The organism is Thalassoglobus neptunius (assembly GCF_007859735.1).
GTDB lineage: Bacteria > Planctomycetota > Planctomycetia > Planctomycetales > Planctomycetaceae > Thalassoglobus > Thalassoglobus neptunius.
In genome coordinates this window covers 1-12,398 of sequence record NZ_SIHI01000075.1, presented here as the reverse complement: position 1 = coordinate 12,398, position 12,398 = coordinate 1, and the positions used below count along the sequence as shown (strand labels likewise).

The window sequence follows — 12,398 nt, the reverse complement described above, 5'->3', positions numbered from 1 at the left end:
CAATCCACTCGACCCACTGCACTCGAGAATAACCCACACGCGACAAGACACCATCCCCCAGGAATTCCAAAACCAGAAACCCCAAAGAATACAACCCAAGTCAACATGCACTCCAAACGGCGCTTACGCACACAGCCTTCTGCTTGATCGGGATGTCGACCCGCAAAGTACTATTTCCCACCCGATAAAAGGGAGCAAATAGGTCGAGCCAGACCATCGCTGCACGAAGCTCGTCTTTGAGCCTGTTCAGAGCCGGGAAAGAGTCCCCAAGCAGCGAGGCATCCTGTGACGCCGCGTGCGTCAGACCTGGAAGAAAATGCGAGACCTTGAAAGAACAGCCCGCTCGCCACCGCAGAGTTAAGAACTAACCTGGCAGCATGTGAAGAAATTGTGATCGAAATCGACCGCGTTTGATAACTCGACACGATCCCGATTTATGAATCGGGGGCGATCCTGGAGGCAGATTGCCTGTCAGCATTCTCATGATCAGATGCCGAGTTCGCCCCAGCAACCTGTCTCCAGCTCCCCATTTCGACATGCCCAATTGCTTCGATGCATGTCTTGGCAACTTTGCTCGGCGACCTCTTTGTTTCACACTTGAGATCTTCTCGCGAGCAGAACAAGCATTCGCTGCGGTTTAGTGCTCGTGCTCGTAAGCTTCGTGGAAGTCTTTGATCGCCTTTTCGAGCGCTGTCGCTGACTCGGCGTCGACGGTTTGCTTGCACTTCATCGCAGCGACCATGACAGCGTGGGCGGTCTTCAGCTTGTCCGCGTAGTCATGCGAAGTTGGCTTGATCCGTTGTGTCAAAAAGTACTGCGCAATGATGTGCTGAACGTTTGTAGCGTGACTCTCCTTAGTGACAACCCAGCGAACCAGCTGATTCTTCGACAGCGGATCGGTTTTTGAAGAAAGCTCGTTGATGTTGGTGATCGCTTTCGCAATCGTCTGCTGATCTTCCAGCATCTCTTCGAATCGCCGTTGATCGGCATAGATTCCACAGGGAACTTCACAGTGAGCGTAGACTCGGCTGCTGAACAGCACGATCGACAAAAACAGAAAATGCTTCACGGTTTCTCCTCATTGAAAGTGAGAATGAAATAGACCTCCGGAGTCTAAGGGCAAAAGCCCCTGTCCGGCAAGGTATTCGATTTCGATTGCAGCTTTGAGAAATGTCTGTGAAGATTCTCAATTCAGGCCATCTCAGAATATGATTGACAAAGACGACGAATCCCCTTTCGAAGAAGGACAGACGAATCCACCTTCAACACTGCTGAACCAAAATTGACCGACGACCGACCATCACAGTCGTCAACGCAGTCGTTGAATTTAGAAACATACGGACCGCAGATCCGCAATCCGACATCGCTGTCAGTGTCTCGCAACTCCAATCAATTTCGACGTCATTCACAGACGCTAGACAAGGTTTATATTCCGTTGCCGTTCCTCAAACCCAAGAAGAACTCGAACACGCCTCTCCGACTCTTGTTTCGTCTGTTCGAATTGTATGTATATGTGAGCCTCTTTGTCGTCGTTCATAACATCATCGGAATGGATGCGAAATCGAGAGCCGTCCATACTCAAATCATGTCTTTCCAACCCGCTCTGATCATGTGGTATGGAACCTTTACACTCTTAATCGCTGATTGGATGCAAAGCGAATTGCTCAACAGACGACGATTCCTGTTCGCGATAGCTGGCATGGGCCTGAAAGGCGCAGTGATCTTCTCCATATGGATCGGCCTGATTGCCCTGTCCACATACATTGCAGTCAAATAGAATTCCGAGACTCAACAGGACACACTGAACTGAATGTGTTCCGGAAAACGATCACCTGATCCACTCAGAATGGACGAGCAAATGCCTTGTTAAAAACATCTCTGGAACGTGAATTGAGAATGCGATAAAATTTGTCGATGAGCGATTCACTCGGGGCAATCGAGCTGTTCGAAGTAGCGAAGTTGCCATTGCGGTTTGAACGCAACGTCGTCGAGCTGAATTGCTTTTGAAGCGACCCACGATGCTCACACGGGAACAAGTTCGCGACTTGTTGGATGCTGAAGGTATACCTCAGGGCAACCTACCGCATCGTTGTTGGAGTTTTGAGATCTCTCATGGATTGCGAAACGCTATTGGTCTCCGGTGGAGACCACAACATGACAACGCTCCCGTAGTCGGACGATCCGACGGGGACCTACTCGGCCACCTACGACGCCTGGAACCGTCTGGTGAAGCTTCAGGACGGTGCCACGACGGTGCAGGAGAATGAATACGACGGACTGAACCGTCGCACGATTCGCAAGACCTACACCAGCGGCACACTCAGCGAGAAACGCTTCTACTTCTACACCGAAGACTGGCAGTGCATCGAAGAACGTGTCGCTGACGGATCGACGACTCCCGGGCTGCTGCCCGCCAAAGAGCAACATGTGTGGGGAAATCGATACATCGACGAATGTGTGCTGCGTGATCGCGACTACAACAACAACGGGACGACGCTGGAAGAACGACTGTACGCGACGCAGGATGCGAACTGGAACACGACGATGCTGTACAAGCAGTCGTCGGGCTACAAGGAACGGTACACGTACAACCCGTACGGCGAGATCACGTTCCTGAACTCCTCGTTCAACCCGGTCGGCGGGTCGGTGCACAACTGGCAGCACCTGTTCGGCAGCTACAAAAGAGACACTACGACCGAACTGTACCTGGTCCGCAACCGCTTGTACCACACCGACCTCGGCACATGGCTGAGCAGAGACCCCATCGGATACGAAGGGGGAACCAGCCTGTACGAATACGCCAACAGCATACCCACGATCAGTGTTGACCCAGCTGGGCTAGAAGGATTTCACCCTGAAATGTTTCTCCAGGGATCTCCCAACGGCAGTCGCCCTACACCACGGCCAAATGAGTATCAAGGACCATTCGGTCGTACAACTGCCTGCGTACCTCGGTATCGCAATGGCGAAGTTGTGGGAAGCATGGGGACATTCCCTGCTAGAAACAGAGAGCGGCCATCTTCGACTCGAGACTTGACAATCGGAGAAAGGAAAATGCTCGACGACATGTTTGGCGGTAATTTAAATACTGATGGACTTCAGGTTGGTAAAAAGCCCTTCCTTCCATGGGTTAAGAAAAACTCAATGACTCCAAGATACACTCCATGGTTTACGCAGGAAGGCTATCGTGACGACTTCTCAAAGAGTGGGGTACAGTCGCAGGGACATTTCTTACACGAAATGACGCATGTGATGCAGTCGCAACAAGGGAACTGGAATTTTGTCGATGGTCCGGTCCTTTGGGCCAAAAACGACTGGGACTACGGTAAGTCGTACGAATTCAATTTTGACGATCTCGGAAAGCCACTACACACCTTCAACATGGAGCAGCAGGCGATGATTGTTGAGTGGTATCACGAAGGAGTTTTTACTGGAGAAGACCTGGAAAGATGCAAAAGAACACTTGGAGGTTTTCACACCCAGCCACCAGTCGAGCAAAGCCGAAACATCCCGGAGGGTTACTCCAGTTGGGGACAGTCGTACACGCCAAGAACTCAAGTGATTCCAGTTGGTGCTGACCCATCGCGTCTACCCATTCCCCGAAGCCCACGTGTTTTTGAATAGCTTGAAGGGCTTCTCGATGCTCGTTAGATGTTGGAGTACAAGTGTCCGATTGCGGGAAACAATCTCACGTTCTCCAAGTCGAGACACGCACCGTGACTGACCTTAGTTGCGTGCCTGTGTCAAATGAAATCTTACGGAGACTGGCATATGAAATGGCGACGAATGTTCCTTTTCGGGATTGTGTTTGCTGCGGGAGTGTCCGTGGAATGGTTCTGCTCCCGCACGTTCGAAAGGCGAGTTATTCCACGAACAGAATGTACTGTCGTCGACTTACAGGGAAATCCCATTGAGATCACCTTGTCCGACATCGTTGTAGATAACGAATACGCGACGTTCCTCTCGATTGAGACTTTGCCGAACGGTCGCTTCATCATTCCTGAGACAATCCGAAATATTGGTTCGGGTGGAATAGGTGATCGATGTATCTGGACTTTTATCACGGTGCGCCCCGCAGGTTTTGAGCCCTGTCAAGAGAAAGTTGGGCTATGCAATGGAGACGTCCTACCGAACCATCCAGACTGGCTTGCAACAATCAAGTTTCAATTAGCACCGGTGAATTCCAAAGAGAAATCGACCTCAGAACTCAATTACGATAGTCTCTATTACAACAACGAAAGCAGCCGGCTCAAACCTGTTACGGAACCATAATCGGTGTTGACGACAGAGGAGTATCTGGGACTCGGATCGATCGTCGAATCGAATCGTCCGCAGCGTCAGTTCAAGTTCACGTTGGCGTCGCTGACCGGCAGTACAGATCCAGACACCGGTGACATCTACACGGGTCTGGATCGATTCGGCCGTGTGAAGGACTGCCGCTGGTATGACACCGCCAACTCGGTCGATCTGGATCGCTACGAGTACGGCTATGACCGGGTTGGGAACCGCCTTTACCGGAAGAATGTGCTGGCCCACGCCGCGAGCAAGGAGTACGATTATCTGTATACCTACGATGGACTGAATCGTCTCAAGGAGATGGAACGAGGACTGCTCAACGGGACGAACACCGCCATGTCAACCTACAAGTTCGGCCAGTGCTGGGAACTCGATGAAACCGGGAACTGGTCGCAGTTCAGGCAGGATCTGTACGGGAATGGAGGGTGGAGCTTCAATCAACAACGGACCAACAACACGGTGAATGAAATTACCGACATCGCGGAAACGGCAGGTCCCAGCTGGGCCACTCCCGCGTACGACGCCAACGAAAACCGTACTCGAAGTGTCAATCATCGGTCTGCTTTCCTTAGCCAAATTGGACGACCGACGCGAATGGCCACGCTTCCGAAGAAAGTTCAAAGCTGTGGCAAGAAGTGAGCAAAGCGGAGAGGGGGGGATTCGAACCCCCGGTCCCTTGCAGGACACTGGTTTTCGAGACCAGCACAATCGGCCACTCTGTCACCTCTCCGGGGCCACGAACATATCGCTCGTGCTGGATCGTGTCAAACATCTGATCCCCGCCATCAGTCTGGAATTGAAGAGTCGCTGCCAATTTTTGGGTCAAAAGAAAGCGATCGCGTGAAATATTTCCGGTGCAACTTGAAATTCGTGGATACTCCCAAACTCGTCGAGCTTGCGAAGGATTCTTGATGGGGCTCGATTTCCGAAAGTCATTTCGCCTTCGCATCTTCGGGCCGAACTACCACGAAATCTGCGAATTGGTGACCCGATCCGATGGAGCCTGTTCCGGCGATTTGCTAGCTTGTGCCGCTTCCTGAAAACGCACGAATTGAATCGCGACACTCTCGATTTCACCGTTCCACCTCAATCTTGATTGACGCTTTGCTCTCGTCCTGACATTCGAACGGCGGAGAAGCGTGAAAGTCTGGAACGACCAGCGGTGCGGAACGAATTCTCACTGCTCTGCAATTGCCGACACATAGGGTGACAGACACAAAAGATGGACCTTTCGCACCTCAATCCCTCACAACTCGAAGCTGTCAAGACGCTCAAGGGGCCGGTTCTAGTTCTGGCTGGGGCCGGAACGGGCAAGACGCGCGTGATTACCTATCGGATCGCACAGTTGATTCGATCCGGTGTCGCTCCCGAGAAAATTCTGTCCGTGACGTTCACGAACAAAGCTGCGAAGGAGATGCTCCAGCGAACGAAGCCGTTGCTGGGGAAAAGCAAAGAGCGGCCGTGGATCTCGACGTTCCACTCGCTGTGCGTCGACATCCTGCGTTCGGACATTGAGGCACTCGGGTATCCAGCCAAGTTTTCAATCCTCGATCGAGGAGATCAGGAGTCGATGGCTCGCAAAGTCCTTCGCAATATTCGAGTCACTGAGAAGTCATTGCGACCGGGAGATCTGTTGTCGATCATCAGTCGCTGGAAGACCAACGGGATTTCTCCGGAGCGGGCAGGAGAAGTCGTCGAGGATGATCAGGAATATCTGGGCAGCCTTGCCTATCGCCGCTATCAGCAGAATTTGAAAGCTCAGGGGTCCGTCGACTTTGATGACCTGCTGTTATTGACCGTCAAATTGTTTCAATCTCATCCGGAGATTCTCGACAAGCACCAGAAACGTTTCTCGCACGTTCAGATCGATGAATATCAAGACACGAACGGAATTCAGTTTCGAATCGTGGAGGCCCTCGTCCGAAATCACAACAACTTGCTCGTTGTCGGCGACGATGATCAATCGATTTACGGATGGCGAGGTGCGGAACTCAAACACATCCTTGGATTCTCCCAATACTTCGAAGGGGCGAAGGTGATTCGCCTCGAAGAAAATTACCGCTGCACAGATCGCATTCTTGATCTCGCGAATCGCCTCGTCAAACACAATCGAGAACGACATCAAAAGGTTCTGCGAGCGAATAAAACTGCCCGCGAGGAGGTGCGTTTTCTCGACCTGCCGGATGAACAATCCGAAGCGGAACGTGTCGTCCACGAGATTCGCCATCTGCACGAGAGTCGCCGGATTCCGCTGAAAGACTTCGCGATTCTCTTTCGAACAAACGAACAGCCGCGGATTTTCGAATCCGAACTTCGCCGACGTCAGATTCCCTATGTATTAATGGGAAGCCAGTCATTTTATGATCGGAAAGAGATCCGTGATCTTCTCAGTTATCTAAAAGTAATTGCCCGCGAAGATGACGAACAGTCGCTGCTGAGAATTATTAATACACCCGCCAGAGGAATCGGGACAGGGTCACTCGAAAAGATGATGAGCCGAGCAGTTCGCCAGGGCGTTCCGATTTGGGACGCAGCGACTCAGTGCGTCAACGAGGGAGAAATCCCGATCAAGACGGGAGATGCTGTGAACAGGCTTCATTCCCAGTTTAAATCGTGGCGAGTGGCTTTTCAGAATTCGCCCAGAGAGTTAGACACTCTCACTCAAAAGCTCATGAATGAGATTCGCTACGAATCTGAAATCGAACGTCAATATAAAGATGAACAGCAGCAGGTGACTCGTAAGGCTGTTCTCGAAGAATATATTAACTCGATCGCCGAGTACGTCTCCCGGTCGTCATCCGCATCGCTGGAGGATTACCTCGACAGCATCGCTCTTGAGCGGCGTGATGAAGAACCGGACAAGGAAGCGATGGCGAACGCCGATGCCGTTAAACTCATGACCCTGCACAGCGCGAAGGGACTGGAATTTCCACGAGTGTATATGGTGGGGATGGAAGAAGGACTTCTTCCACATAAAAGAACGATTGACGGAACCGAAGCGGAGATTGCGGAGGAACGCAGACTCGCTTATGTAGGAGTGACTCGAGCTCAGGAGACATTGACGCTAACTCGAGCTGCCAGTCGACGGAAGTGGGGAAAGCCGCGGCCATCATTGCCCTCACGCTTTCTTTTCGAAATGCGCGCCAAGAGCGAGTAAGAACCGAGATGGCGCGTGTGAATCGTCAAGCGCCGAAGATGATGAGCTTCCGATGGACACCCATTTCAGGCGTGTTCATTCAAGTCAACAATGACCTCGGGAATCTCCTGCAATGCATGTTGTAGTCGCCCTCCAGCATCTTGCCTGATCTTCTGGTCATTGTCACCGACTGCACCGTCTTCCTTCGCATCGGACTTCCAGAAATGTGGGCGAAAGTCACGCATTGGACCAACGTCGAGAGGTGTCCTCGAGCATTCTTCGGTGTATCGACCGCGCGTTTGCTCAGCGGCGGGATTTCCAACGTTCGAACGGATGTGGGTGACGGCGGCTTCGACAGTGGTCGTTGGAAAGCTGTCGTTCAGTCGACTTCCGGGAGTGACGCTCACCAGTTCGAGCCCGGCAAGCGACATGTTTCGACGTGAGAGTCGAAGGTATTGTGCCACGCGAAAATAGTGGAAGTCAGTTTGAATCGCCGCCTGAAGCGGTTTCACTTCGTCGAAGTGATACTGATCCTTGACTGGAGAATCGTTGAGTTCCGATTCTGTCGCCCCGGCCTCCTGGCAGCGCTTAACAAAGTCACCTAAGAGTTCCTTTTCGCGATAGGCGACATCGTATCTGCCGCCAAGTTCAAGAAGTGCGGCGTACGGAGCGATCAACATTTCGCAGCCGACGAGAAACAGTTTCCGAAAGCCGAGTTGGTAAGCGATGTCGATCAGTTGAATGAGGGAATCCTGCCAGTCAGCGACAGCACCCTCAGCCGTCGACGTTGTAGTCGGAAACTCGGCGAATCCAGGTTCTCGACTTCGCTCGAAGAACAATGTTGCCGGGGCATCGCAGACTTTGAATGTCGTTTCGGGAATCAAGTCCATTGCCCGGGTCCGATGGACAAACTTCAGGATCGACGCATCGAGATAGATGGAACGATGGAATCGCGCCGTCGGATCATAACTTGTCCAGAAGTCCGGTCGAATCAGTCCACTTCCAGCGAGATTCATGGAGAAGACCGGAGCTGGCGAGACATTAATCTGTTCAATGGCCTCCTGACGCAACGAAGGTCCACCTCCCACCCCCCAACAGGTTCCACTGGTTGGACCGGCATAAAGCGAGCGAAGATCGACACTCTGTTTTCGTCCATCCGTTGTCAGGCGGTAAAACATGTCGCAGATATCTCCGAATGAAAGGTTCGACGTTCGTCAAAGTTCGACACAGTTCCGAATAAGACCGGACACCATTCCGCATGCGGACAAAGCGTTTCACGCTTCAGTGGATGAACGCGTTTGCGATTCAAGACATCGAATGTGAACTCTGAGCAAGGTTGGAACTCAATTGCGAATTCGAACTTTGAGAAGGAGTAGCCCCCTGTGAAAGATCTGAACCCTGTGAAAGATCTGAACCCTGCGAAAGATCTGAACCCTGCGAAAGGGCCGAGCCATTTGAAAGATTTGAGCTTTGGGTGAGTCTTGAACTCAACTGAGATACGGAATTCTCGCCGCTTGATGAAATCCCAGAGAATGTCGATCCCGATCCACTGGAATCCGACGGCGACGAAGAATCAAATTGTGTCGAACTGTCAAACATTGAGTGCGAAGACTGCGACTCGGAACCTCCGCTGGAAATAGCACTTGAGCCTGATCCAGATGTTGAAGCGGAATCAGAACCGGTCCAACCAATGGTTCCAGAAGAACTTCCCGAAAGCTCAGAGGAGTGTGAACCCGAGAGCGATGGGTTGGTCGCAGTCCCAGTGAGACTCTCCCCAGAACTGTTCACCTCTGAACCGATCGAGCCTGAAACAGATCCTGTTGTTGATTCGGAACTTCCACCACCCCCACCGCCGCCTCCTCCACCCGGCCCTCCGTCCGAAGACAACGAGGTCGGAAGACTGACATCTCCCCCCACCGAAGGGACGTTTTCCGGGATCTCCCAACGCTCATCGTGAGGAGGTTCCGGCCAGAGTTCTCTCGGATCAATCGGTCCGAGTTTGATTCGAAGGGTGGGTGCATGGTCAAATTGCACGCGAACGGTTTCTGCATGTGCCGTCAACAGCTCCTGCCCTGTCTGGTCACAGAGAGTGAAGCGGCCCAGCCAGGGTCTTGGAAGCGAATTCTGGGGAATTGTTTCGATGAAGTATTGATTGAGTGGCTGCGAATACGTTCGGAAGAACTCCCGTGCGAATGCGACGGCGTCACGTTGGGAGCGAATCCAGGGGATCCAGACTCTCAGACGGCGATCTCCATACTGGCTCTGGCTCACCGGTTCCAGAAAATTTCCTCGCCAGCGAAACGAACGTCGAGCGATCATGTCAGAGCGTTCTCGCCGGTCGTAGACATAGTCGCCTGTCAACAGAAGGCGGTTGAAAAGCAACTCACGATCGCGCTGTTCACGCAGCGAAGTCAGATTCTTCCCGATCTCGAATGTCGCGAGCGACTCAAGTCGTTTCTGAAAGAATAAGAACGTTCCTGTCTCATCCACACCCCATGATGCCGATTGGGCTCGAACAGCAAGGTCTTTCAAAATACTCCGTACCGATTCTTCCCCGCGAAACTTGATCGATTCAACAGGCGCTGACAAAACCGGGGATTCAATTTTCGATGGATCAACGACAATATGCGAACTCGCCGACAGATATTCGTCCAGCAGAATGTTCAGCATCTCCGAAACATCCGCGATCGAATCGAATGTCTCGATGCTGCGATCCGGGTCATGCGTAAACTGATCCGTGCGTGCATATCGATGTGGTGCCTGACCATCGGCAGACGCTCCGAAGCCACCGGGAAAGATCTCATTCAATTCAATAGACATCCCTTCCAATCGGAGACGAACTTGCCCCGTGGTCGAAGCCGTGCGTTCCTCGACGCGTCCCAGATACCAGCGGTCCCCTGCCGTCCCCTCGAAGCTGATCCAGTCACCAATATCAACCTGAGTCCGGTGTTCAAATTCTCCTGCGAGTGTCAGACTTCCGCTTCCGCCCCCCCCTGGCGATGAAGATGGAACCAGCAGTCATCGATTGCGTTCCAGGAAAGCAACACCGGAGTACCGTCCGGAGTCGGTCCGTGATGCAGAACTCTCCGTTCAAATTCCATGTCCTGCGCTTTCTTCATTGAATGATTCGGAAGTCGAAACGTTCCAGGCCGCTTTTGCGAATCACGTCAGGAACTCTTTCGCGGCTGCGGCTTTGGTGTCAACCAGCGTTGCCGAAGGGGAGAGATCGACATCGTCGGATGTCGCCGGAAGTGCGTTACAGTAGGCTCTCGTGAAGAAGCGGATTCGCGGCGTAAATCGAAACCGAATATGTGTACAGAGAATGATTCGACAGGTCGAATTCGAATCGAGTCGCACAGCACTCTTCGAAGTAGCGGTAAGTCCCGTTAGATTGATTCCGAAACAGAATAAACCGGAAGGATCCCGACTCCGCATTCACGTCGAGAACATTTCGAGTTTCGTCGAGACTGGCCAGCATGTCCGATTCAGACAATCGCGGCTGCCCCGAATGCATCCCGATTTGCCCCTCAATGTTGATCATCGTTCCATCTCGAGAGTGCCCCTGCACATGCTCCCCATCTTGCAACGGTACTTTCAACTTCTGGTAGTCCCAGGAGTCAAGGACACGAAAATTGACCACAGGTCGCGGCAACTCAGTCAGGGTTCCAGAACGATGAACCGCCGGATAAAACGTGAACATGACACAAACCTCCTGTAGCGACGCGAGAGTTCACCGACAACGTGTTTCGTCTTGGACGTCAACGATGTGAGCCCGTCCAAACAAGTCCTTGGGAACCATAATCGAGCGAAGAGAAATTATAGAATTAGCTCAGCCTCTTCGATTCTGCTGTTCGAGCCCCTGGCCTCGTAGCGATGTCATCAGGCGTTCGGTGTCCATTCGATCTCGCACTTGAATCGTGATTCCACCGAAGTGGTTCGCAACAGATTGACTAGGACGCTGTTCGAAACTCGAAGTTTGCCCCACGCTCGGCGCCGACTTTGGAGCCATTGGAAACTCCGGTGAGAGCACTCGGGAAGGAGTCGTCAGGAGAGACTGAGCCTCAGACGTCGTTTGGAACGGACTCTCAAACCTCTGACGAGACCGATTCAGATTCCGGGAAGAATTCAAACGCTCCAGGAACCCAACTCCGAGATTCGCGACAATTTCCCTCCGCAGAACAAACTCTCCCGAACTGAGTTGAGTAGGAACGCGATCAGTTCCTGAGGGCCCAACCACAAGTCCTCCGTGCGAGTATCGTTGCCGTGGGCCAAGTTGCTGCCCGGGAGGAAGCACTGAAGGCGTCTGCGGTTGAACCGCCCCTGGTCCTCCTCCCACCGGAATCGTCGGAATCAACTGAATTTGCGTCGCAGCCTGCATGGCGGCCAGCGATAGTTGTTGCAAGGCCTGAAGTGCAGGAGAGACGTTCAGGGTGACTGGAGTTTGTCCGATCGTTCGGAGCTGTTGTCGCACTTCCCCAAGCAGACTGCCGATCTGCTTGAGCGGGCTGACAGCACTCGAGAGGCGCGAAAACGACTGCGAAAGGTTGCCTGCAGCGTTTCCCGATTCCGTCAGACGCTCCTGAAGTTCGTCCAAACTCCGGAGAACTTGTTCCAGTTCCCGTTGCAGTTCAGAACTGTCGCCGAGAATTCGAACAGTCAACGATTCACTAAATAACATGACTTCTCTTCACGTAACGGAGGTCAAACAGACACTTGGCTGTGCGAAAATTCTTGCCAGCGATCAGATTCGTTCAATCACGGGAGAGGTCGCAAATGCACGACCATTGAACGAGATGAGATTCGCCTGCTCTCCTTCCGACATCGTCAACGTTTCCCGATTGTAGACATCGGTTAGAAAACGTAGCGCTCGACGGGCGAAAAACGGAGCGCTGTTGTTGATAAGGAACCCGGTGGAGGGATGTGAGCGTCTCGGCCGGGAGTGTCGGTACAGGTTATTTCGTCTTTG

Annotated in this window: 11 protein-coding genes, 1 tRNA gene and 1 pseudogene; 5 read left to right on the top strand and 8 right to left on the bottom strand. The window is 52.5% G+C overall.

Annotated elements, in window-relative coordinates; all coding sequences use genetic code 11:
• Positions 1-637: 637 nt before the first annotated feature.
• On the bottom strand, positions 638-1,069 hold the full coding sequence (locus tag KOR42_RS24885; RefSeq protein ID WP_146512515.1) for a superoxide dismutase [Ni]: 432 nt from the start codon (positions 1,067-1,069) through the stop codon (positions 638-640).
• A 213-nt stretch (positions 1,070-1,282) separates the two neighbouring features.
• Between KOR42_RS24885 and KOR42_RS24880 the strand changes: the two genes are divergently transcribed.
• The 4 genes from KOR42_RS24880 (at position 1,283) to KOR42_RS24865 (ending at position 4,935) form a co-directional block, all read left to right on the top strand.
• Positions 1,283-1,777, top strand: coding sequence for a hypothetical protein (locus KOR42_RS24880; RefSeq protein ID WP_146512514.1), 495 nt, complete (start codon positions 1,283-1,285; stop codon positions 1,775-1,777).
• A 449-nt stretch (positions 1,778-2,226) separates the two neighbouring features.
• Positions 2,227-3,624: an RHS repeat-associated core domain-containing protein gene (locus tag KOR42_RS24875; RefSeq protein ID WP_146512513.1), complete on the top strand. Its 1,398-nt coding sequence runs from the start codon at positions 2,227-2,229 to the stop codon at positions 3,622-3,624.
• Between the two features lie 147 nt (positions 3,625-3,771).
• On the top strand, positions 3,772-4,272 hold the full coding sequence (locus KOR42_RS24870) for a hypothetical protein (protein WP_146512512.1): 501 nt from the start codon (positions 3,772-3,774) through the stop codon (positions 4,270-4,272).
• A gap of 3 nt (positions 4,273-4,275) precedes the next feature.
• On the top strand, positions 4,276-4,935 hold the full coding sequence (locus tag KOR42_RS24865) for a hypothetical protein (RefSeq protein WP_146512511.1): 660 nt from the start codon (positions 4,276-4,278) through the stop codon (positions 4,933-4,935).
• A gap of 6 nt (positions 4,936-4,941) precedes the next feature.
• On the opposite strand, the gene KOR42_RS24860 is transcribed toward KOR42_RS24865, so the two are convergent.
• Positions 4,942-5,026, bottom strand: a tRNA-Ser gene (locus KOR42_RS24860).
• Between the two features lie 492 nt (positions 5,027-5,518).
• Between KOR42_RS24860 and KOR42_RS24855 the strand changes: the two genes are divergently transcribed.
• Entirely contained in the window at positions 5,519-7,453 is a 1,935-nt protein-coding gene (locus tag KOR42_RS24855) for an ATP-dependent helicase (RefSeq protein ID WP_146512510.1), read from the top strand.
• Positions 7,454-7,518: 65 nt separating this feature from the next.
• Here the strand turns inward: KOR42_RS24855 and KOR42_RS24850 are convergent, their stop codons facing one another.
• The 6 genes and pseudogenes from KOR42_RS24850 to KOR42_RS27570 all read right to left on the bottom strand — a co-directional run.
• Positions 7,519-8,610, bottom strand: coding sequence for a motility associated factor glycosyltransferase family protein (locus tag KOR42_RS24850; protein WP_146512509.1), 1,092 nt, complete (start codon positions 8,608-8,610; stop codon positions 7,519-7,521).
• Between the two features lie 127 nt (positions 8,611-8,737).
• Positions 8,738-10,252, bottom strand: coding sequence for a hypothetical protein (locus KOR42_RS24845; RefSeq protein ID WP_146512508.1), 1,515 nt, complete (start codon positions 10,250-10,252; stop codon positions 8,738-8,740).
• 149 nt (positions 10,253-10,401) lie between these two features.
• Positions 10,402-10,551 carry a hypothetical protein gene (locus KOR42_RS27130; protein WP_197441564.1) on the bottom strand — a complete coding sequence of 50 codons (150 nt, stop codon included), beginning with the start codon at positions 10,549-10,551 and terminating at the stop codon, positions 10,402-10,404.
• 137 nt (positions 10,552-10,688) lie between these two features.
• Positions 10,689-11,132 carry a hypothetical protein gene (locus KOR42_RS24840; protein ID WP_146512507.1) on the bottom strand — a complete coding sequence of 148 codons (444 nt, stop codon included), beginning with the start codon at positions 11,130-11,132 and terminating at the stop codon, positions 10,689-10,691.
• Between the two features lie 129 nt (positions 11,133-11,261).
• Positions 11,262-12,110, bottom strand: coding sequence for a hypothetical protein (locus tag KOR42_RS24835; RefSeq protein WP_146512506.1), 849 nt, complete (start codon positions 12,108-12,110; stop codon positions 11,262-11,264).
• 63 nt (positions 12,111-12,173) lie between these two features.
• Positions 12,174-12,398, bottom strand: a pseudogene (locus tag KOR42_RS27570) (hypothetical protein); the annotation flags it as partial.